General features: G+C 32.3%; 19 protein-coding genes and 2 pseudogenes. 11 read left to right on the top strand and 10 right to left on the bottom strand.

The window, feature by feature from the left end:
• Positions 1 to 13: 13 nt before the first annotated feature.
• The gene (gene putP / locus AOY20_RS11790; protein ID WP_054582040.1) at positions 14 to 1,528 is read right to left on the bottom strand and encodes a sodium/proline symporter PutP; all 1,515 of its coding nucleotides are present in this window, start codon (positions 1,526 to 1,528) and stop codon (positions 14 to 16) included.
• A gap of 859 nt (positions 1,529 to 2,387) precedes the next feature.
• Between putP and aspA the strand changes: the two genes are divergently transcribed.
• Positions 2,388 to 3,812, top strand: coding sequence for an aspartate ammonia-lyase (gene aspA, locus AOY20_RS11785; protein ID WP_054582607.1), 1,425 nt, complete (start codon positions 2,388 to 2,390; stop codon positions 3,810 to 3,812).
• 145 nt (positions 3,813 to 3,957) lie between these two features.
• A complete protein-coding gene (locus AOY20_RS11780) occupies positions 3,958 to 4,704 on the top strand; it encodes an SGNH/GDSL hydrolase family protein (protein WP_054582039.1) in 747 nt (248 codons plus the stop codon).
• Positions 4,705 to 4,919: 215 nt separating this feature from the next.
• Here AOY20_RS11780 and AOY20_RS15175 read toward each other — a convergent pair.
• A pseudogene (locus tag AOY20_RS15175) lies at positions 4,920 to 5,081 on the bottom strand (helix-turn-helix domain-containing protein); the annotation flags it as partial.
• A 679-nt stretch (positions 5,082 to 5,760) separates the two neighbouring features.
• Here AOY20_RS15175 and AOY20_RS11775 point away from each other — a divergent pair.
• From AOY20_RS11775 to AOY20_RS11755, 5 genes are all read left to right on the top strand, one after another.
• Entirely contained in the window at positions 5,761 to 6,294 is a 534-nt protein-coding gene (locus AOY20_RS11775) for a fimbrial protein (RefSeq protein ID WP_054582038.1), read from the top strand.
• A gap of 61 nt (positions 6,295 to 6,355) precedes the next feature.
• Positions 6,356 to 7,072 carry a fimbrial biogenesis chaperone gene (locus AOY20_RS11770; RefSeq protein WP_054582037.1) on the top strand — a complete coding sequence of 239 codons (717 nt, stop codon included), beginning with the start codon at positions 6,356 to 6,358 and terminating at the stop codon, positions 7,070 to 7,072.
• Positions 7,065 to 9,581 carry a fimbria/pilus outer membrane usher protein gene (locus tag AOY20_RS11765; protein ID WP_054582036.1) on the top strand — a complete coding sequence of 839 codons (2,517 nt, stop codon included), beginning with the start codon at positions 7,065 to 7,067 and terminating at the stop codon, positions 9,579 to 9,581. The genes AOY20_RS11770 and AOY20_RS11765 overlap by 8 nt, the downstream gene beginning before the upstream one ends.
• A gap of 5 nt (positions 9,582 to 9,586) precedes the next feature.
• A complete protein-coding gene (locus AOY20_RS11760; RefSeq protein WP_054582035.1) occupies positions 9,587 to 10,729 on the top strand; it encodes a fimbrial protein in 1,143 nt (380 codons plus the stop codon).
• Positions 10,730 to 11,135: 406 nt separating this feature from the next.
• Positions 11,136 to 11,510, top strand: a complete 375-nt coding sequence (locus AOY20_RS11755) for an SseB family protein (protein ID WP_054582606.1) — start codon at positions 11,136 to 11,138, stop codon at positions 11,508 to 11,510.
• Here AOY20_RS11755 and AOY20_RS11750 read toward each other — a convergent pair.
• Genes AOY20_RS11750 through tusD form a run of 4 tightly spaced genes read right to left on the bottom strand, consistent with a single transcriptional unit; the run spans position 11,505 to position 12,882 of the window.
• Positions 11,505 to 11,816 (bottom strand): TusE/DsrC/DsvC family sulfur relay protein, encoded by a 312-nt coding sequence (locus AOY20_RS11750; RefSeq protein WP_054582034.1) that lies wholly within the window; start codon positions 11,814 to 11,816, stop codon positions 11,505 to 11,507. The two genes, AOY20_RS11755 and AOY20_RS11750, sit on opposite strands and share 6 nt — an antisense overlap.
• Before the next feature lie 13 nt (positions 11,817 to 11,829).
• Positions 11,830 to 12,108, bottom strand: coding sequence for a DsrH/TusB family sulfur metabolism protein (locus AOY20_RS11745; RefSeq protein WP_054582033.1), 279 nt, complete (start codon positions 12,106 to 12,108; stop codon positions 11,830 to 11,832).
• A 17-nt stretch (positions 12,109 to 12,125) separates the two neighbouring features.
• Positions 12,126 to 12,476, bottom strand: coding sequence for a hypothetical protein (locus tag AOY20_RS11740; protein ID WP_054582032.1), 351 nt, complete (start codon positions 12,474 to 12,476; stop codon positions 12,126 to 12,128).
• Between the two features lie 37 nt (positions 12,477 to 12,513).
• Positions 12,514 to 12,882: a sulfurtransferase complex subunit TusD gene (gene tusD / locus AOY20_RS11735; protein WP_054582031.1), complete on the bottom strand. Its 369-nt coding sequence runs from the start codon at positions 12,880 to 12,882 to the stop codon at positions 12,514 to 12,516.
• A gap of 352 nt (positions 12,883 to 13,234) precedes the next feature.
• Here tusD and fumC point away from each other — a divergent pair, with 352 nt between their 5' ends.
• Entirely contained in the window at positions 13,235 to 14,629 is a 1,395-nt protein-coding gene (fumC, locus tag AOY20_RS11730; protein WP_054582030.1) for a class II fumarate hydratase, read from the top strand.
• Between the two features lie 68 nt (positions 14,630 to 14,697).
• Here fumC and AOY20_RS14560 read toward each other — a convergent pair.
• The 3 genes and pseudogenes from AOY20_RS14560 to AOY20_RS11720 all read right to left on the bottom strand — a co-directional run bounded on the left by AOY20_RS14560 (position 14,698) and on the right by AOY20_RS11720 (position 17,466).
• Positions 14,698 to 15,242, bottom strand: a pseudogene (locus AOY20_RS14560) (transposase).
• A 146-nt stretch (positions 15,243 to 15,388) separates the two neighbouring features.
• Entirely contained in the window at positions 15,389 to 15,826 is a 438-nt protein-coding gene (locus tag AOY20_RS11725) for a hypothetical protein (protein ID WP_054582029.1), read from the bottom strand.
• Between the two features lie 167 nt (positions 15,827 to 15,993).
• On the bottom strand, positions 15,994 to 17,466 hold the full coding sequence (locus tag AOY20_RS11720; protein WP_054582028.1) for a phospholipase D family protein: 1,473 nt from the start codon (positions 17,464 to 17,466) through the stop codon (positions 15,994 to 15,996).
• A gap of 262 nt (positions 17,467 to 17,728) precedes the next feature.
• Here AOY20_RS11720 and AOY20_RS11715 point away from each other — a divergent pair, with 262 nt between their 5' ends.
• From AOY20_RS11715 to AOY20_RS11705, 3 genes are all read left to right on the top strand, one after another.
• Positions 17,729 to 18,841, top strand: a complete 1,113-nt coding sequence (locus AOY20_RS11715) for an S-(hydroxymethyl)glutathione dehydrogenase/class III alcohol dehydrogenase (protein ID WP_054582027.1) — start codon at positions 17,729 to 17,731, stop codon at positions 18,839 to 18,841.
• Positions 18,842 to 19,023: 182 nt separating this feature from the next.
• Complete coding sequence (locus tag AOY20_RS11710) at positions 19,024 to 19,734, top strand: hypothetical protein (protein ID WP_054582026.1); 711 nt, start codon at positions 19,024 to 19,026, stop codon at positions 19,732 to 19,734.
• Between the two features lie 529 nt (positions 19,735 to 20,263).
• Entirely contained in the window at positions 20,264 to 21,319 is a 1,056-nt protein-coding gene (locus AOY20_RS11705; RefSeq protein ID WP_054582025.1) for a 3-deoxy-7-phosphoheptulonate synthase, read from the top strand.
• A gap of 115 nt (positions 21,320 to 21,434) precedes the next feature.
• On the opposite strand, the gene gcvH is transcribed toward AOY20_RS11705, so the two are convergent.
• Positions 21,435 to 21,809 carry a glycine cleavage system protein GcvH gene (gene gcvH / locus AOY20_RS11700; RefSeq protein WP_054582024.1) on the bottom strand — a complete coding sequence of 125 codons (375 nt, stop codon included), beginning with the start codon at positions 21,807 to 21,809 and terminating at the stop codon, positions 21,435 to 21,437.
• Positions 21,810 to 21,871: the final 62 nt, after the last annotated feature.

Here is a 21,871-nt window from a genome sequence, read left to right as displayed (position 1 = left end):
ATTTGAATGGATATTATTTAGAATTTTTGAGTTCTAACATTTCTTTATGATAAAGCTCATTGGCATCATCAAAACGTTTTGTTACTGAAGCATCAGGTTTTTTACCTAATAAGCTCACAACAACAATACAGAGTGTAGACAATATAAAGCCAGGAACAATTTCATATAAGCCTGTATGTGCCATCACGTTTTTCCATACAATCACAGTCACTGCACCAACAATCATTCCGACAATAGCACCGTTTAGGGTCATACGTTTCCAAAATAAAGATAAGATGATAAGTGGACCAAATGCAGCACCAAAACCAGCCCAAGCATAAGCAACTAAGCCAAGTACTTTACTATTTGGGTTAAACGCGAGAGCAATTGCAAGTACAGCAATAGCTAGAACCATGAAACGACCAACCCAAACCAATTCAGTTTGAGATGCATTTTTTCTAAAAAAGCCTTTGTATAAGTCTTCAGTTAATGTGCTAGAACATACGAGTAATTGGCAACTGAGAGTGCTCATTACGGCAGCTAAGATCGCTGCTAGAATAATGCCTGCAATCCATGGATTGAATAAAATTTTAGTTAATTCCATGAAAATCGTTTCAGGATTAGATTGTACGGTGGCAGCTAGTTCAGGATAAGCTTGGAAGTAAGCAATACCGAAATATCCTACGGCTACAGCACCAGCAAGACATAAAATCATCCATGTCATACCAATACGACGTGCAGCAGGAATAGATTTTACTGAATCTGCAGCCATGAAACGGACAAGAATATGTGGTTGTCCAAAATAGCCTAAGCCCCATGCCATAGATGAAATAATGGCAACAATACTTAAATTAGACATCAAATAATTTGCAGTAGGGCGTGCAGTATTAATTAATGTATTGATTTCTATTGCATGATTATCTATTGCTAAATAAGTCATGATGGGTGCTAAAAGTAGAGCAAAAATCATTAAGCCAGCTTGAAAGGTATCTGTCCAGCTAATGGCTAAGAAACCACCAATACAAACATAGCTGATGGTCGCAATTGCACCAATCCATAAGGCAGTTGTATATGACCAGCCAAATAAGCTTTCAAATAAACGAGCACCAGCAACCATACCTGAAGCACAATAAATGGCGAAAAATATTAAAATTACAATTGCTGAAGTACAACGTAGAATTTTTTTAGTATCACCAAAGCGGCTAGTAAAATAATCAGGGAGTGTTAATGCATTATTTTGCACTTCGGTATGGATACGAAGTCGACCAGCAACAAAAAGCCAATTTAGCCAAGCTCCAATAATTAATCCAATTGCAATCCATGATTCAGATAATCCAGATAAATAGATTGCTCCGGGTAAGCCCATTAGTAGCCAACCACTCATGTCTGATGCACCAGCAGATAAAGCAGTAACAACACTGCCTAAGCTTCGTCCACCTAAAATATAATCATCGAAGTTTTTAGTGGCCCTATAGGCATATAAACCAATTGCAATCATTGCAATAATATAGAGAATAAACGTCATTAACGTTGGATTTAATTGACTCATAAAAATACCATCCTTTGTCTATCCAAAACGAATCATCTATCCAGATGATGAGTTACGTATGATTAAAAGCACTAAATATAAAATTCACCAAAGATTATGATGAAATATGCTTATTCAAGTTTTCCAAAATAATTTTTGAGGCAATCCATAATGATTAGTTTCATATTGAATAAGTGCAATTTGAGTGAATATGTATTGGAATCAATCGAAATATGTTTTGATTTTTAGTATTGATCATGTTTTTGTCAGTATCCTTTGACTATAAATAAGTTGAGTAATGAGTAATCGAGCTTGTTTAATTAATCATTGCAAAACTTTTAATGAATAACTAACTATTATTAGTGTAAAATTTAGAGAATTATTCATATTTTTGTTTAAATATCTTGTAAATTAAAGCAATAAAAATAAATAAAATTAAAGATCTCAAAAGATCAATATAGATAATACTTTAAAGATTTAAATCATCCTTTTAATGTTCTTATCATCCTAGAAGAGCTTAAAAAATATCTTATTGTGTGAGTTGTTGCCTTTATATATTATTTAAATTTAAGTAAATTTTTACGTATAGTGCTTTTAACATCACAATTATATCTAAAGTTTGTGATGTAATCATTAAAAAAATGAAAATATTATAATAAAGATATTCAATTTCGGACCAATAGAATCATACTTTTTATCAGTTTTTGGATAAAAAATAACTATTTTAATTCCCAAATTGATCAAAAAATGTGATGTAAGTATATATTTTGTAATAAAAATATAATTATTACTTAAAATGCTTGTAACCATTAAAATTAAAAGTTATAAAACTAAAAGCACAATTATGGTGCAATGAAATTATTGAGAGTATTTCTATATGATGATCCAAACTGGAAAAACAAGAACAGAGCATGATTTACTTGGTAATAAAGAGGTTCCAGCTGATTGTTATTACGGCATACATACATTACGCGCTTTAGAAAACTTTCAAATTTCAAATCAAAAAGTGGGGGCCAATTTATACTTTATTCGTGCTTTAGCACAAGTTAAAAAGGCTTCAGCTCAAACCAATTTAAAATTTGGAAAAATATCTCAAGAGGTGAGCGAAGCAATTCAATCTGCTGCAGATCGTTTAATCGAGCATCCTGAAAATTGGACAGCTTCATTCCCACTTGATATTTACCAAGGTGGAGCTGGTACTTCAATTAATATGAATACTAATGAAGTGATTGCCAATATTGCTTTAGAAAGTATGGGATATAGCAAAGGTGAATACAATGTTATTCATCCGAATGATCATGTAAATAAGTCACAGTCTACAAATGATGTTTATCCGACAGCATTGCGTTTAGCGACATACTATAGTTTAGATAGTTTATTTGACGCTATGCGACAGTTAATCGCTTCAATTAATGTGAAGGTTGCAGAGTTTAGTCATGTCTTAAAAATGGGACGTACTCAATTACAAGATGCAGTTCCTATGACTCTTGGACAAGAATTCCGTGCATATTCAACTTTACTTAAAGAAGATTTGAAATTGATTGACCGAACACGTCAATTACTTCTTGAAGTCAATATGGGAGCAACTGCAATTGGTACAGGGGTAAATACACCCAAAGGTTATGCAGTCGCTGCCGTTGCAGATTTAAGCCGAGTAACTGGATTACCGTTGGTCGGTGCTGAAGATTATGTTGAGGCGACAAGTGATTGTGGCGTATTTATTATCTTATCAAGTACGTTAAAACGCCTTGCTGTTAAACTTTCTAAAATTTGTAATGATTTACGCTTATTGAGCTCTGGACCACGGACAGGTTTAGGGGAAATTCGTTTACCAGAATTACAAGCAGGCTCATCTATTATGCCAGCAAAAGTAAATCCTGTAATTCCTGAAGTGGTTAATCAAATTGCATTTAAAGTTATTGGGAATGATTTATCTGTGACTATGGCAGCAGAAGCTGGGCAATTGCAGTTAAATGTTATGGAGCCTGTTATTGCAGTATGTATTAATGAATCAGTAGATTTATTGAAAAATGCGATAGTAAGTTTAGATACAAAATGTATTCAAGGCATTATTGCAAATGAACAAGCTTGTTATGATTCTGTCATGCGAAGTGTAGGAATTGTAACATTACTTGATCCAATTTTAGGACATGCTAAATGTGATGAAATTGGTAAGCTGTGTATTGCAGAAAATAAAACAATTCAGGAAGTCGTTTTGGAACAAGGTTTACTTTCTCAAGCGAAATTTAATGAAATTTTTGCTCTAGAGAACTTAGTATCTGAAGTTACTCCTATTGTTGAATAATCTGTATTTTAAAAAAGCAGCCGATATCGGCTGCTTTTTTAAATATTTTTTATCATTGATTGAAATGTGCATATATAGAATTAAAGTACTTTAATCATGAAATTATCTTTATAATGCATTAGTTAAAATAATATTCGCCGTATTTATGTTCTTAAAAGCACTCACAATTTTATTGATTCCTATATTACTTATTCAAGGGCGTAAAGTTAAAAAAAATACATTAAGGCTTCCAGAGCCTGAAGGGCTACGAGAAGGAATAACAGGGCGAGGTAAACCACTTTCTATTTTAATTGTAGGAGATTCAGCAGCAGCAGGTGTTGGGGTCCTTCAACAAAATGATGCATTGTTAGGTTGTTTATTAAAAGAACTTTCAACTGAATTCAAAATTGAATGGAAGCTACATGCTAAAACAGGAAATACAACATCTCAGGTTATGTATAGTTTAGATGATTTGAATGATAATCATTATGATGTTGTAGTCACTTCTATTGGTGTTAATGATGTAACTAAGTTCATGTCTGCTGATATTTGGATGAATAAGCAAGTTAAACTTTATGAAAAAATTAAAGAAAAATTTAGTCCAAATTTGATGATTGCAACAGGTGTTCCACCAATGCAAAAATTTCCAGCATTACCAAACCCATTAGCATGGTTATTTGGATTATATGCACAACAAATGAATCATCAATTAGAAGGTTTTGTGTTAAAACAGCAGAATATGGAATGGATTAAATATGATTTAGAAAAATATAGAAGCTTAAACTTAACAATGGCAGAAGATGGATTTCATCCTAGTAAAGAAGTTTATAAAATATGGGCACAAGAAATTGCTTATAAAATTCATAATGGAATAAATAAATCTCCTGAATTAAATCATCATTATGGAGTGTAGTTGTAAGTGGGGTTGTATTTTAATAAATAATTAGGATTAACAAGGTAAATTTATAATAGAGTTCTTTCATAAGTCATTTTTTACTCAGTTCCATGTTATAGATTCCAGCAATTAAATTAAATTAAATTAAATCTTAAGCCTAGCCTTTTGCCTCGATTACGATATCGCTCGGCAAGAATTTTGAAGGTTTTAAATAGATTGGACTTGATCAGACAATCCTCTACATGGCGGACAATTCTTGAAGTAGTAGGCTCTGACACGCCATAACTTGTTGCGACATGAAATAAAGTTCGGTATTCACGCCAATAGCTCAGACAGAATAAAACCTGATCTTCTGTACTTAACTTAGATGGTCTACCTTTCGCAGGGACATGCATTTTTAGTTGTTCAACCATTAAATTAAAGGTTAAACATTAAACATGAGATACCTGTATATCGTTTAAACTGTGTTTCAGAAAGCTTCTTTGAGTCGATGCATTTCATCTGCAAATTATGCATGAATATTTAAAATTCTTCGGTACAAATAATCAGCAAAATATAGATCGTTTTTTGATTTATGAAAGAGGTCTAATATTTAAAAAAAATTCACTTTTTTATTAGTCTAATAGTATTCATTATGTGTTTATATAAATCATAATATAAATATTTTCTATAATTAAATATATTTAAACTGGTATATTATTTTTGTGTTCTTTTGTTTTGAAAAAATGATTTTCAAAAAAATAAATATTAAAAATAATACAAACATTTATATAAAATTACAATTGCTATTAAATATTAGTTAAAAGTAATGTTAATTAATCGATTTGCCAATTTTATCTCTATTTGGAGAGTATGAGTAATATTAGTTTATAAAACTAAAAAAAATATGAATTTAAATTATTTTATTAAATAAATACATTTAAAACTACAATAAAAGTATAACAATTACATGATAAGTAAAATAAAAATAATGTGATAATTTAAAAATGCCAAAACGAAAATTGGTATAAAAATGTAATTAGGAATATTTATAAGTTATTTATAAATATATTAAAAAGATTATGAGGGAAAGTTATGAAATTAAGACATATAACAATGTTGAGTTTACTTGTACTTTCACCAGCTGCTTTTGCTGCTGATGGAACAATCACTTTTACAGGAACTATTACAACTAATACTTGTAAAATTGATGGTGCTGAGAGTGTGGGTGTCGCAAATAAATCTGTAAATTTGGGTGATGTTCCTGCAAGTGCGTTAGCAACTGAAGGACAAGTTGCAGGAAATCAAGCATTTTCTCTGGTGTTGACGGACTGTTCAGTTGGTTCAAATGCTTCTGTTGCTGCTCGTTTTGAATCACTTACTTTAGGTACAACAGATGGTTATCTTGCATTAGATGGCACTAGTACAGCAGAAAATGTGAGAATTGGGATTTATGATACATCAGGTACGATACAACCAGTTAATGGTATTGTGCCAACATCAAGCTATGTAACTTTGGGGGAAAATGGGGACGCGACTTTAAATTATGTAGCTGCGTATAATTCAACTGGTACACCAGTTGCTGGTAGTGCAAACTCTCAAGTTTCTTATACTTTAAGTTATCAATAATTAATAAAATATAAATAATAAGATAAATCCCACGAATAGTGGGATTTATTTGGGGTGATTTATGAAAAAATTATTATGGTTGACAATTCCCTTATTGATTAATCCAGTTTGTGCGAATGTAATTTTAAATAATACAAGAGTTATTTTTAATGAGAATCAAAAAGAAACAATATTAAAAGTTCATAATGATAATGCTCATCCAGTACTCGTTCAAACATGGGTTGATGATGGTCACCAACAACATATTGCTAATCCTCCAAAAACACCATTTACTGTATTACCTCCTATATTTAGAATGGAAAATCAGCAAGGACATTTACTTCGTATAGTTTATGATGGGAATACATTACCGAAAGATAGAGAATCAGTATATTGGGTAAATGTATTTGAAGTCCCTCCTAAAGACGCAATGTTGAAAAATCAAAATACACTTCAAATTGCATTTAGAACGAGAATAAAATTATTTTTTAGGCCTGAAGGTTTTAAATCTCCAACAATAGATGATTTAGTAAATCAAATAGACTGTAATATTGAGAAAGAATCTTCTAAAACATCAAAAATTTTGTCATGTAAAAACAATTCTGCATATTATATTTCATTTTCTAAAGTGAGTTTGTCTGATACCCCATTACCACTTGATAGCTTTGGTATGATTGAACCATTTGGGTATGTTCAGACAAATGTGATTTTACATAAAAATGATAATGAGCTTGTCGCCACAATTATAAATGATCAAGGGGGTGTTGGTGAAAGAAGAATAAAGGTACGTTATGAATAAATATACTTATCATATTAGTACTATTCCATTTATCTTTCTATGTCAAACTAGTTTTGCGGAAAGTCCTTTAAATGAGTTTGATTCAAATTTTTTTGTAGGAAGTAATGTTTCACTAGATAGATTTCAAAAGCCTGGAGCGGTAGAGCCAGGTGATTATGAAATGTCTATTAATTTAAATGGAAAATATATAGGTAATTCATTATTAAAAATTGAAGAAAATAATCATATAAATGGACAATCTGTTGTATGTGCAAATCCAACTTTAATTTTAATGTTAGGTATTCGAGCATCGAATGAAATAAATGAGAAAAATGCAGAAATTGATATAATAGAAAATAATGAAATTGATACTTTAAATAATAAAAAAGAAATATGTATCGATTTAAAAAAAGAGATTCCTTATCTTAATTATAATATTAATCTTCCAGAGCTGACTTTAAATGTAAATATTCCACAAGTATATTTGAATTTAAGTGCTCAAGGTGCGACAGACTCTAACTTATGGGAAGATGGTATTAATGCAGGATTTATAAACTATAATTTAAATTATAATGAAAATAAAAATGATGGGTATGGGAAAAATTCTAATTTTTTTTCTATGTTTAATTTTGGTTTTAATGTTGGTTTATGGCAATTTAGAAATAATTCCAATTTTAACTACCTTAATGGTAAAGGTGGTACTTGGAATACATTAAATAGTTATGTACAACGACCAATTTCTTCAATTAGAAGTAATTTAATTTTAGGTGAATCTAATACTTTAGGGCAGTATTTTGATTCCGTAAATTTTTTAGGGGTACAACTGTCTTCAGATGACAGAATGTTACCTCATTCACTTCAAGGCTTTGCTCCTACAGTAAGAGGAATTGCGCAGTCGAATTCAATTGTTGAGATTAGACAACAAGGAAATTTACTTTATAAGACAAACGTTCCTCAAGGACCTTTTGTGATTAATGATTTATATCCAACAGGTTATGGTGGTGAACTCGATGTTAGTGTTATTGGTGCAGATGGACAAACACAAACATATCAGGTTCCATATTCATCGATTTCACAATTATTACGACCGGGACTTTCTCGTTATTCGGTTACTGTAGGGGAGTTAAGAAATGACACGATTAATTCTAAACCTAAATTTGTACAAGCATGGTATTCAAAAGGCTTATCTAATTCTCTGACTGGTTATATTGGTGTTCAATTGGCAGAACACTTTCAATCATCTGTAACTGGTGTTGCTTTTAATACGGCTTTAGGTGCTATTAGTTTAGATGTGACAAATTCCATTGCTAAAATTAATGAAAATCAGGATAAAAAAACAGGATGGAGTGCAAAAATTGCACATAGTAAATTGATTCAAACAACAAATACATATTTTGCATTATCTGCTTATCGATTTTCGAGTGAAGATTATTATAATTTTAGTGAAGCTTCTTATCTTAATAGCGGTTTAAATTTAGGTTTTGCTAATAGAAAGGATAGATTCGAAGTTTCACTTAATCAGCCTATTTGGGCAAAAAGTAGTTTGTATTTATCAGGTTCTAAAGTGAACTATTGGAATGGTCGAGAATCTGAAACATATTATCAAGGTGGATATAATTTTGGATATAAAGATATTAATTTTGGTATCAATGTATCACGTGTAGAGAGAGACTCATTTGAAAGTGAGAATGTTTATTCATTTGTTATGAATATTGCGATTCAAGGTAAAAGAAACCGAAGTATTAATAATTTGAGTGCTAATTATAGCCATTCACATAATCGTTCACAAATTATTACTGGTATGACTGGTGCTGTGAATGATGGATCACTGACTTATAGCCTTGCAGATTCATATATTGAGCATCAAGGAAATATAATTTCTGGAAGTTTAACGAATAAATATTCACAAGGCCAAGCTGTATTATTGGCAAGTAAAGCTAAAGACTATCATCAATATTCATTAGGAGTTTCAGGTTCTGTTGTCGCCCATTCTAAAGGGATTACCTTAGGACAATATTCAACTGATTCTCTAATTTTGGTGGAAGCAGATAAAGCCAAAGGTGCAAAACTTGCAAATGTGAGTGGTGTATCTATTGATAGATTTGGTTATGGCGTGATTCCTTATGCAAATCCATATCGTATTAATGATGTCACAATCAATCCACAAGGAATGTCTGATAGCACTGAACTTAAGGTTCATAGTAAAAAAGTCATTCCTTATAGTGGGGCAATTGTAAAAGTAAAATTTGATACGGTTGTTGGGCATAAGGCATTTATTTATAGTGAAAAGATTGATGGTCAACATCTTCCAGTGGGGGCAATTGTTAAAAATGAAGATGGTAAAGAAATAGGAATTGTTGGTCAGAATGGCGTTATATATGTAAGTGGACTAAATGATCAAGGAAAATTAAAAGTTGAATGGAGTAATTTGTCAGAGGATTCTTGTTTAATTCCCTATCATGTTGGTGAAGGGACATTATATGAGAAAAAAAATGGAATTTATAAATTACCACTAACTTGTGTGAAATAAAGCTAATGAAAAGAAATAAGACGAGTTTAATATTTTGGGGTCTAGTAGGAACAACTGTACTATCTATAGATACTGCTGAAGCTTTTTCATGTACGTGGAAATCGGGTAGTGAACATAATCCCTCTGTTGAAATTGGTACGGCAACAAATTTAGTGGGGGTGAATAATGATCAATACCCTGCACCTGTAAACTTTTCTTTAGCTAATATTACAACAGCACCATATGGTGGAGCAGCTCCACAATGGGGGTTGATTTGCACTGCGCCAATCAAGGTAACTCCACGATTACAAATGGTTAGAAATCCTGATAAAAGATTTCCAGGATATCCTTATTTACAAGATACGAATAATACATCTTTCTATTCTATAGAAATGGCATATACAACTCCAACAGGTGAGGTGCTTCATTTTGGACAAGTTGGCCATGGTCAATCTGTATCTGGAACACCATTTATTTTGGCTGAAAATGCTTCACCAACTAATCCAGTAGAAATTAACTTAAGTACTCTAAATGTAAACTCTGTATCTTTACAAGGATATCAAACTGGTCCTGCAACAAGAGCAAGTACTGTTTGGGGAACTGGCGGCACATTAAATGATATTTATTTTAATTTTGTTGATAGAGATTCGCCGCAATCAAATTCTCTCGATGTTAATGTTCGCTTATTTATTTATGAAATAGCATTTTCTGTCAAAACATGTGCCGTAGAGTCAGCTGACCGTTATAAAACTATTGATTTAGGTGAAAAGTCAGGTTTTGATTTTACAAGTTCTGCTGTAGGGGGCGTAACTAATTCTGTTAATTTTAAAATTGGCTTAAGATGTCAAACTGGTGCTGCTGTAACATATAAAATTGATACGAATACCCCTGAAACATCAAATTCTTCACAGGGGCTTATTCAATTGACAGGAAGTGATGCTGCCAAAGGATACGCATTACAACTTAGATCTTTACCATTTCAACAATCGAATGGGAATTATGAACCTGTACAATTTGGTGTTATGACGAATGGTGTGGCAAATGCTGTGGGAGAGGTATCAAGTGATTTTATTAATTTTGATGCTCGTTACTATAGAATATTGCCAAGTTCTCAATCTACACCTGGAACAGCTAATGCAACAGCGACAATAGAAGTAAATTATCAGTAAATTATTGTGTCAATTGATGTTATATAAAATGGCTTTGTAGCATAAATAATTGAAAAGACTATTTTTTCTAATTGACTTAAATTTAAGTGATAACTTGGTGATGAGGGCTGCCTAAATTTATTGTTTTCTTGATTATTTAGATCGGAAAATCCTAAATATTCGTGAATAATCTTTGAATGAAATACATCGATTCAAAGAAGCTTTCTGATTAGTCGCCTGAAAATCTTCAAAATCCTTGCTGGGTAATATCGTAACCGAGGAAAAGACTGGGTTTTAAAAGTCCGAGTCAGGTATTATGGTAATAATATGGTGTTTTACTACAAACACTAATATAAGTAAGAAAAAAAAGAAATTTTGTGAAATAATTCACACTGAAATTGAAATACTAAAAAGAGTGACTTATACAATGCAAGATCTAGAATCTTTATTCCAACAAACACAAAATGACTATAATGTAATTCCAGATTTTATTGATCAGCTTTTGGAGACTGAAATATATTGTTTGGGTATCAAAAATGATGAAAATAAAATTCAATTTAGAATATTTGAAACTCCTGAAGGTGATCAAGCTATTCCATTTTTTTTGAAATTAGATACAATTTTGCAAGATATTGGTGAAAATATAGAATATATCACTATAAATACAAGAAAACTTTTTGAAATAACTCAGGGTGCAACACTAATACTTAATCTGACTTCTGAGTTAAGTAAAGTATTTCAACCTGAGGAAATTAAGACTATTTTAGATATAGATCAAAATTCTATTGAATGTGAATCATAAACAATTGGGTGGTTTAGGAATACCAGCTAAGCGACTTAAATGACGAGCAACTAATCCAGTATTAAATCTCTCTTGTAATACTGCATTATTAATTTCAGAACCAATTGTTTTTGTTAGGAATTTAATCAGTGGTCGTGTTGCAGGAGAATGTCCAAATTGTTGATAAAATTGGCGAACAGCATTTAATATTTCGAAATGCCAAGGTGTTAATTCTAAAGATAGAGATTGTGCTAATGCTTGAGCAACTTGTTCATTCCAAATGGTGTAATCAACCAAATGACCATCTTGATCGAGTTCTAAATTCATATTGATCTCAAACTTACTTTAAACTAATACAGCGCGTATGCTGTAAACAAATTTCTGCAAAATCATGGTATTGAATAATTTCAATATTGGGGATGTTTAAGGAATTTAAACTTTCAGCATCCGCTTCAAGCAGATAAATTTTAGGCAATGCCTGTAAAAATGTATTTGCATAAAATTGAACTGCATCGCCCATAAGAATAATGACGTCTTCAGGACAATACATCATTTTTAATTTTTCAATCGCCTGAGGTGTTGCGGTAAAATCTGATTGAATTAAAAAAAGTGTAGACATACTATAATTCTCAAAGCTTACCAATATAAAATATGATCAAATTGTTCAATGAAATTTGAACTTAAATTTATAAATTCAATTTCTTGTTGGGCATCTACGATATAAGGGGAATTCTGGTATTTCTCTTCTATATAAATTGGGCTTAAATCATAGAACTCAAAGCTATCAACCATATTAGATGCCAGTTTAAAGGCATGTTTAAGTGTATTAAATTGAATATCTGATTTTAATAATGATAATGCCGCATCTTGTAGTAGAACTTTAACTTCACAACCAAATGTCGCCAACACCATAGTTGCAGATAAGCTTTCATGTACCTGTAAACTATTTAAATTAGATTTTGTTAATATAACCAGTACAGATTTCACTTAAATTACCTTTGAAATACAACAGATTTAGAAAAAATTAAAATTGAATTAAGCGATTAGCAGTTTGTACAGCATCAGCAAGTTCACCTAGTCCAACAAGTTCAAAACCATTTGCTAGATTGTGTTGGCTGATTTTATGTCGCTTTGCATTTTCGCTATCAGTGATTCCTCGAGATAAGGCGGCACTCACACAAACTGGCAAGCGAATATCTAGTTGTTGCCATTGTTCTTTTAAATTTCTCTGATCATCAGGCACCCATTGTAAATCATTCGCAACATAGACCCCATCTTGATAGAAGAATACTCGAAAGCTTTCATTTTTTGCTTTCAATGCTTGAGCTAGCCTAAAAGCATGCCAAGCATGAATTGATGTAGGTGCAGAGGTAATTAGTAATAAGGTGTTCATGAATATTCACTAAAAAGATGTTTCATATAGGAAACATACGGACTTCAGAATAGCCGCTAGTATACAATGATTTTAATAATAGGTGGATGAAGCATTTTAGGTCTTAGGTTGTTTTAACTGAGTATTTGAAGACTTAGATTTTATTTTAGATGATAATCTATTCAATTATTTTATATGAATGAGTGTTTTACCAAAAGATGTGACAATATCAATAAAGATAATTAAAACTTTCTATAATTAATGGAAATAATTATCATTTACAAAATGAATTAAATTTCATAACATGAAGAAATAGCCATAGCATGTTGTTTTAGCTAGAGCCACACAATGAATAAGGACTTAGAGGTTAACCATGCAAACACGTATTGAACATGACACAATGGGCGAAGTCGCTGTACCAAGTGATGCATTGTGGGGTGCACAAACACAACGTAGTTTACAAAATTTTAAGATCGGTGGAGAGAGACTTCCTCGACCAATGATTCGTGCTATGGGACTGGTAAAAAAAGCTGCAGCAATTACAAATGCAGAGCTAAAGCAAATTCCAAAAGAATTGTCAGATTATATTGTGGGTGCAGCTGATGAAGTTATTTCAGGTCAATGGGATGCACAGTTTCCACTCGTTGTATGGCAAACAGGTTCTGGTACGCAAAGTAATATGAACTGTAATGAAGTGATTGCTAATATTGCAAATCAAAAATTAGGGAATGCTTTAGGTTCGCAAAAACCAGTTCATCCGAATGATCATGTGAATCGTGCACAATCTACTAATGATTCATTTCCAACAGCAATTCATATTGCTGCAAGTTTGCAAATCAATGAATTGTTAATTCCTGCTGTAACCTCTTTACGTAATATATTAGATAAAAAATCAAAAGAATTTTCTGATATTGTTAAAATTGGTCGTACGCATTTACAAGATGCTACCCCTTTAACTTTAGGACAAGAATTTAGTGGATATGTATCTCAATTAGATCATGGATTAAAACGTCTTAATCAGGCATTAGAGGGGTTGTATGAACTACCACTCGGTGGTACAGCTGTGGGTACTGGACTTAATGCACATCCAGATTATGCAGTTCAAGCTGCAAGTGAATTAGCAAGATTAACAGGGCTTCCATTTATTACAGCACCTAATAAGTTTGAAGCATTGGCTGGACGTGATGCGGCAGTATTTGCATCGGGCGCACTTAAAACCTTAGCAGTCAGTTTAAATAAAATTGCAAACGATATTCGGTGGTTAGCAAGTGGACCACGTTGTGGTTTTGGTGAGCTAAGAATTCCTGAAAATGAGCCTGGTTCAAGTATTATGCCTGGTAAAGTGAATCCAACTCAAAGTGAGGCAATGACGATGGTAGTTGCACAGGTTTTAGGGAATGATACAACGATTAATGTAGCAGGGGCTTCAGGTAACTTTGAGCTAAATGTGTTTATGCCTGTAATTGCGTATAATTTATTACAATCAATTCAATTATTGGGTGATTCTTGTAATAGCTTTAATGAGCATTGTGCTGTTGGTATTGAGCCAAATCGTGAAAAAATAGATCACTTTTTACATGACTCATTAATGCTTGTAACAGCACTAAATCCTGTGATTGGCTATGAAAATGCTGCGAAAGTAGCGAAGACAGCCTATAAAGAAGGAAAGACATTAAAGCAAGTTGCCGTTGAACATGGTCTGGTGACTGCCGAACAATTTGATGAAGTTGTACGACCTGAAAATATGGTTTCACCTAATGTGAAGTAATTTCACCGATTGAAGATTAAAGGCAAACTTAGTTTGCCTTTAGTGATATTAAGTAACCCGAATTTTGTTTAAGTCAATGATTTCATAATTTGAATTTTTGGCTTATTTCGATGAGTGAGTTGATATTCACATAACGATGCGTAAATCACATCTAAAACCATACAGACTAAGTACTTTGCTCGTCACTAAATTTGTATTGACCTTTAAATAGACTACAGATTTTTTGATGATAAGTAATGAACCAATATCTTGATCTTTTTAATATACTTTTAAACTTTGGCTGATATAACCACGATCTGCATAAAGTTTTGTCTCTAGACCTCAAATGTGCCATTATTTTTATGTCAGCTACATGTCGATTGGATAATGCTGAACAAACGATTTTTCGCCAAGTTGATTCATCACAACAAGTAATTTACAGCTATAGAACTTTGATCTTGCTTTAGCCATTTGAAAAATGTTTTGACATTAGTGAAGTGAGAGAATTTATACCAAAGAGCAATAAAGAAGATTTCAAAATACTAAAGTAAGTTGCTCGAATTCTTTAAAAACGGTGGCTTTGTTTAAGGAATTTCCAATAATTTGCTTTAAATTTAAGCAATAAACCATCAATTACTCAGAATAGTTAGGGACTATTAAACAAGTATTAGGTCTAGAGCTTTAAGTTTGGTGTGGCAACTCAACTGATGGCTCTAGTCCTTTTTTTAAGTTAATTTCTTATCTGCAATTTGGGTAATGATATTAATTTAGAGGAGATATTTAACCATCATATTCGACATAGTCCCAAAGGTTTAGGCGAGCTTTAATTTCTTTACGAATATTGGGTAACATTGGCAAGAGCGTTCCATCAATCCATAAGCCTAAAACTTGAGATGATAACATTTCTTGATTTTCATTGATTAACTGAGCACCCTTAATAGTAACCAAAGTCTCTTCATTGGCTGGAATTTCAATCCCTTTAAATAAGACTTGTAGCTCGTGTCCAGTATCTTGAATAAGCCATTCGAGTTCTATTTGAATATTATGATTTGATCTTAAAACAACTTGACCTTCAATTGTGTCAGAGTCATTTAAGCAGTCATATTCAACACGAACTTTTGCTAAAATCCAATCTTGTTTTTCAAGATCGGAAAGTGTTTGATATGGTGTGAGAATATCACTAAATTTAAATTGGCGACTTAAATCAAAGAATTGCATGGGGGAGGATACACAAAATAGGAGAAATAGCGTGATATGTTGAATTTTAATGCAATTATAAAAAGCTGTAAAATATTTATAAAAAATAAACTAATTAAAAAATGGTGATGATATAAAGAAAATTCAATTTAAATATGGAGTGCATGGGTTTTGAAATTTCATTGTAATTACACCATCCATTCAATAGGTAGAAAAGATACTAATTTAATTACAAATCGTTGAAATTTTGTTGTATGCGGTTCTTGGTTGTGTGTAGTGGTTGAACCATCTTCTTTATATTCAAGCCAAATAATTCTACCTTCAGTATTTAGTTGTAATTCATATGCAACAGTTGGTAGATGTTGATCTAATGTTTGAGAAAGTTCTTGCTGTAATTGTTGTGACTTAATGATTAGACCAACCTCAGTATTTAAATGTGCAGATCTAGGATCAAAATTAAAGGAACCTATAAATACCACACCATCTAAATCAAAAAACTTAGCATGTAAACGAGAGGCATTTTTTCCTTTTGCAGGAATTACATTACCTGTAATAATTTCATACCACGTTCGTTTTTTTCGTTGAATATATGGCTTAAATTCATAAAGTTTAACGCCTGAAGCTAATAGTTCTTTTCGATATTTTTGATAAAATGCATGAACTACTGGGACATCATTAGCTAAATATGAATTTGTTAAAACACGAATTTTAATATTATTTTGAATCAATTCCTTAAAAAAGTTTAGCCCTCTTTTTTTAGGAACAAAATAAGCGGAAACTAGTTCTAATTGGCTTTCTGGAGGCCCCATGATTTTAAAAAATTGTTCAGCGATTAACTCATCTTTGCTTGCTTGACCTCGGATTTTGTTTGGGGAATCACCTATAAATTCTGCATTTACCCATTGCACAGGCTTTGTTTTTAGCAGCATGTGTATATAGTTTTCAGCTTCATCAATTTGTCTTTGATGTTGCGTTCTACGTAATTCACTTAATTCATATTGATTTCTTAATTCTTGTAATTCTTCCGAACTACCTTTAGATAGTATTTTAGAGACTGAAACACTCAGCTCATCTTCCCAAAAATTATAAAATAGCGCATTTGCTTGTTGAGCTGCTGCACCAAAAAACAGGATATCTAAATCGGTAAATTGAAAGTTTTCACTTGCATCAAAATATTCTCGACTAATATTACGCCCACCTGTGACGGCAAGTTGCCCATCACCAATAATAAGTTTATTGTGCATACGATGGTTAATATGCTTAAAGCGGAAAATATAGTCAATAATCCGAAGTTTTCTAAATCTATATGGATTAAAGAGTTTTATTTGAAAATTAGGGTGCAAACTAAGTTGACGTAAAGATTGATCTAATTGAGTTCCGTTTTGATCATCAATTAATAAGCGAACTTTGACACCACGATCTGCTGCATGTAATAAATCTGCAAGTAATAATTGCCCAATGGCATCATTTTCCCAAATGTAATATTGTAAGTCTATACGGTGTTTAGCTGTGGTAATAATATGTCTTCTAGATGCAATACTTAAAAAGGCTTCATTTAAGGCTAAGTAAGCTGTTAAGCCTTGTGTAACTTTGGTTTGGAAATCTATTTCATGAAACCAATGTGTATGTTCAAAAGATGAATTATTGGTCTGAGGATTCATTTGTGAAGGGATATCCTATTATAAAAGTTATTATTTAAATACGTCATATAAAACTACATTTTATTTAACATTACATCAATTTTATAAATCATTAAACTTCTATTTAAAAGAGTAAATCAATTAATGGTTGAAACTCAGAATAAAATTGCGATACTGTGAGGGCAGAGTTTTACAAACCAAATTGTGTAATTCATTAAAAGACAATTTTGTGCTGTAATCCAACTTTGAAATGATTTTTTATATGAAAAAGGAAATGCCTTCGATGAAATCACGTGCAGCCGTCGCATTTGGTCCAGGACAACCATTACAAATTGTAGAGATAGATGTTGCACCGCCAAAAGCGGGTGAAGTATTAGTTAAAATTACGCATACTGGTGTATGTCATACTGATGCATTTACTTTATCTGGTGAAGACCCAGAAGGCGTATTTCCAGCTGTCTTAGGTCATGAAGGTGCAGGTATTGTTGTTGAAGTGGGTGAAGGTGTTACAAGTGTAAAACCAGGTGATCATGTTATTCCACTTTATACAGCAGAATGTGGGGAATGTGTATTCTGTAAGTCTGGTAAAACCAATTTATGCGTTGCTGTACGTGCCACTCAAGGGAAAGGTTTAATGCCAGATGGCACAACACGTTTTTCATATAATGGTGAGCCAATTTATCATTATATGGGGTGCTCAACATTCTCTGAATATACAGTTGTTGCGGAAGTTTCTTTGGCTAAAATTAATCCTGCAGCAAATCCAGAGCACGTATGTTTATTAGGCTGTGGTGTGACAACAGGTTTAGGTGCTGTAAAAAATACTGCTAAAGTTCAAGAAGGTGATACAGTTGCAGTATTTGGTTTAGGTGGTATTGGTCTTGCTGTTGTACAGGGTGCTAAAAAAGCAAAAGCAGGCCGTATCATTGCAGTAGATACAAACCCTGAAAAATTCAAACTTGCAGAAGAATTTGGTGCAACAGATTTTGTTAATCCGAAAGATTATGACAAGCCTGTTCAAGAAGTAATTGTTGAGATGACAGGTTGGGGAGTTGACCATTCCTTTGAATGTATTGGTAACGTGAATGTTATGCGTTCAGCACTAGAATGTGCTCATCGTGGATGGGGACAATCAGTTATTATTGGTGTTGCTGGAGCTGGTCAAGAAATTTCAACTCGTCCATTCCAGTTGGTGACAGGTCGTACTTGGAAAGGTACAGCTTTTGGTGGTGTAAAAGGTCGTTCTCAATTACCAGAAATGGTTGAAGAAGCAATGAAAGGCGATATTCGTTTAGAACCATTTGTTACACATACTATGGGCTTAGATCAAATTAATGAAGCTTTTGATTTAATGCACGAAGGCAAGTCGATTCGTACAGTGATTCATTTTGAATAATAGATTTTTAGGAAATTAATTTTTCTTTGAATCAGAAGGCATCATTTATTTCAAGGATGCCTTTTTTGTTTCTAAAATATCTTTGATGTTTTAGATGAAGCTGTTTAGGATCAGTTGAAATATTTGCTAAAACAGAAGAATGCTGTATCTTTCTTATGGGATTTAATACGTGGTTTAATATAATGAAAAAATTAATTGCTCTTTTAGTTGGTCTTTCAATTCATGGTGTGTCACAAGCAGAAGATTTGCAATGTGAAAAAAGCTATTCTCAGTTTAATCAGTATGTAACAGAATTAAATTCTATTTCTAAAACAGGTAATGCTGAACAATTACATCAATTTTTAGAAAAAAATGAATATAGCCGATTATTTAAAGATAAGCATCCTGAAAGTACTTACTACACTGGTGACTGGATGAATGATCAGGAATATCAGCTGGCAATTCAATTCCAACAAAGCTTAACAAAAAGTGAGCAATATAAAAATGAGGGTTTAGAATTGCAAAATCCTAAAGCAAATTTTGTTTTGCCTTTAGGTGAAGTGTGTATTGTTCCTTGGATATCAAAAGATACTATTTTCGGTAAAAAATATGAAAGCCAAACAGACCTTATTTTTGTTCGTAATTTAGATAATAATGAGTGGCGAGTATTTACTTATTTAGGTACAGAAAAACCGGAAGATTTCACTGAATTTTTCCCTGATTTTCCTCAAGATATAAAATTGTCAGCAGCGAAAGCAAATGGTGAGTATGCAGTCACTGTACAAGCTTATGAAATGGGGATAGATATTTTTAACTATTTAACAAACTCAAAAGTACCACAAGTATTGGTCGATGAATTAAAAGAGAATATTGAATCGACTCGTGAACGTTTAAAAGTGAATGGTTTTGAATAATATTTTTAAAATGTGTTGAGAAAATAAAAAAGAGTACATTGTGTACTCTTTTTTATTTAAAAGTATTTTAGAATATTAGGTTATTTAAAATAATTTGTTGAAATTAATAAAATTAAAATGATTACCTTGTTTTTTGAAAAAAATATAAAAATTTACTTGTCAAAGAAGAAAATAGTGCGTATTTTATTCCTAACACTGAATTTTTTAGAACACTAAAATGTTAAAGCAACCTGTTCACTTATGCGCTTATTTTTATTTTTGGCAGTTTATGTAATTGCCCGAGTGCGTTTGGGCAAAAAGGTTGCCCACCAGAGATAAAAAACCTGATCGGCAACCCGGTCAGGTTTTTTTACATTTAGCGTTTAGATATTAATATTTTGAGGAATACAAATGAAAACTTATAACTTTACATACTTTAGCAACTTTTATTGGTTCAACTTTTATAACCACATGATGTTACAAGCCCATAGACCCAATTTGCTCAAATAAAAGATCGGATTGCGAAGATTGCAATCCTAAGGAAATACCAATGAATGCTACAGTAAATACATTAGAAAAATCGACAGTTAAAGAATTTATTTTGAGTTTGCCTTTTCAATTGAAACAGCAAATTCAGTTACCAGTATATTTAGCAGAACAAATAAAAAATCAACGACAAACGATTGAACATATTTTAAATGGTCAAGATAAGCGTTTAATGATTATTACCGGGCCATGTTCAGTACATGATCCAATAGCAACATTAGAATATGCTGAAAAATTATTAGAATTACAGCAAAAAGTTTCAGATAAAATCTTTTTTGTAATGCGAGCATATATTGAAAAACCACGTACGACAGTGGGTTGGAAAGGTTTTTTATATGATCCTCATTTAGATGGATCATCAGATATGCAAAAAGGTTTAGAACAGTCACGTGACTTATATTTTAAGATTATAGAAATGGGCTTGCCAATTGCATCTGAAATTTTAAGTCCAATGGCAACTGCATATTTCGATGATTTATTGGCTTGGGGGGCAATTGGTGCTCGTACGAGCGAGTCTCAGATTCATCGTGAAATTTCAAGTCATATGCCATATAGCATTGGTTTTAAAAATGGGACAGATGGTTCAATCCAAATTGCATTAGATGCAATTTCTTCAGCTTCTAGACCACATCAATTTATGGGTTTAAGTCAATCAGGATTACCTGCCTTAATTGAATCTGAAGGAAATCCGAATGCACATTTAATTTTACGTGGTTCAAATTCAGGTCCTAATTATACTTTGGCTGATATCAATAAGATTCGAGAAAAAGCTAAAACTGAACTTCCTGCTTTAATTATTGATTGTAGTCATGGAAATAGTTTTAAAAATCCACTATTACAACCTGAAGTATTACATACGATTATCCATGAGAGACCATTCACTCATGTACGTGGCGTAATGTTGGAAAGTTTTTTAGTGGATGGTAATCAAAAAATTGCAGCGGAAATGATGTATGGTCAATCTGTAACAGATGGTTGTTTAGGTTGGGAAAAAACGGAGCAATTATTTTTAGATGTGTATCAAACGCTAGTGAATCAAGAATTAAAGCTTACAGCTTAAAATAAGTTATAAATTTTAAATAAAAGCCTCATTCCATATGGGGTTTTATTTATAGATTAAAAAAACCGACCAGACTTAGTTTGATCGGTTTTATGAACACATTAAGAATTAGATTTTATAAACCTGCTTCATAATCTGCACTTGAAAGTAATTGTTCAACATCAGCAATATTATTTGGTTTGATTTTATAAATCCAACCTTTGCCATACGGCGCATCATTTACAAAATCTGGATCATCTTCTAAAGCCATATTAACTTCAACGACTTCACCTGAAATAGGTGCATGAATATCTGATGCTGTTTTAACAGATTCAACGACACCTGCTTGTTCACCAGCAGTAATTTGTTGACCAACTTCAGGAGCTTCGACATAGACTAAATCACCTAATGCATCTTGTGCATGGTCAGATATTCCAGTTACAACAAGATCACCTTCAATACGAACCCATTCATGAGTACGTGCATATTTTAAATCTGCAGGATGATTCATGGTACTAACTCCTAAAAAGTGCCAAATAATTTTGTCATGATTTATACATGCTTTTTATTCAA

It is taken from the genome of Acinetobacter equi (genome assembly GCF_001307195.1).
Taxonomy (GTDB): Bacteria; Pseudomonadota; Gammaproteobacteria; order Pseudomonadales; family Moraxellaceae; genus Acinetobacter; species Acinetobacter equi.
The sequence above is the reverse complement of the archived record's forward strand: the minus strand, read 5'-3'. Positions and strand labels throughout refer to the sequence as shown.

Excerpts from the sequence above, each read along its gene's own strand:
- AOY20_RS11710 (WP_054582026.1), top strand. The coding sequence starts at position 19,024 with ATGAAAAAATTAATTGCTCTTTTAGTTGGTCTTTCAATTCATGGTGTG.
- AOY20_RS11750 (WP_054582034.1), bottom strand. The coding sequence starts at position 11,816 with ATGAATTTAGAACTCGATCAAGATGGTCATTTGGTTGATTACACCATT.
- putP (WP_054582040.1), bottom strand. The coding sequence starts at position 1,528 with ATGAGTCAATTAAATCCAACGTTAATGACGTTTATTCTCTATATTATT.
- AOY20_RS11745 (WP_054582033.1), bottom strand. The coding sequence starts at position 12,108 with ATGTCTACACTTTTTTTAATTCAATCAGATTTTACCGCAACACCTCAG.
- AOY20_RS11760 (WP_054582035.1), top strand. The coding sequence starts at position 9,587 with ATGAAAAGAAATAAGACGAGTTTAATATTTTGGGGTCTAGTAGGAACA.
- AOY20_RS11770 (WP_054582037.1), top strand. The coding sequence starts at position 6,356 with ATGAAAAAATTATTATGGTTGACAATTCCCTTATTGATTAATCCAGTT.
- AOY20_RS11715 (WP_054582027.1), top strand. The coding sequence starts at position 17,729 with ATGAAATCACGTGCAGCCGTCGCATTTGGTCCAGGACAACCATTACAA.
- gcvH (WP_054582024.1), bottom strand. The coding sequence starts at position 21,809 with ATGAATCATCCTGCAGATTTAAAATATGCACGTACTCATGAATGGGTT.
- AOY20_RS11775 (WP_054582038.1), top strand. The coding sequence starts at position 5,761 with ATGAAATTAAGACATATAACAATGTTGAGTTTACTTGTACTTTCACCA.
- fumC (WP_054582030.1), top strand. The coding sequence starts at position 13,235 with ATGCAAACACGTATTGAACATGACACAATGGGCGAAGTCGCTGTACCA.
- AOY20_RS11725 (WP_054582029.1), bottom strand. The coding sequence starts at position 15,826 with ATGCAATTCTTTGATTTAAGTCGCCAATTTAAATTTAGTGATATTCTC.
- AOY20_RS11755 (WP_054582606.1), top strand. The coding sequence starts at position 11,136 with ATGCAAGATCTAGAATCTTTATTCCAACAAACACAAAATGACTATAAT.
- AOY20_RS11705 (WP_054582025.1), top strand. The coding sequence starts at position 20,264 with ATGAATGCTACAGTAAATACATTAGAAAAATCGACAGTTAAAGAATTT.
- AOY20_RS11765 (WP_054582036.1), top strand. The coding sequence starts at position 7,065 with ATGAATAAATATACTTATCATATTAGTACTATTCCATTTATCTTTCTA.
- AOY20_RS11780 (WP_054582039.1), top strand. The coding sequence starts at position 3,958 with ATGTTCTTAAAAGCACTCACAATTTTATTGATTCCTATATTACTTATT.
- aspA (WP_054582607.1), top strand. The coding sequence starts at position 2,388 with ATGATCCAAACTGGAAAAACAAGAACAGAGCATGATTTACTTGGTAAT.
- AOY20_RS11720 (WP_054582028.1), bottom strand. The coding sequence starts at position 17,466 with ATGAATCCTCAGACCAATAATTCATCTTTTGAACATACACATTGGTTT.
- tusD (WP_054582031.1), bottom strand. The coding sequence starts at position 12,882 with ATGAACACCTTATTACTAATTACCTCTGCACCTACATCAATTCATGCT.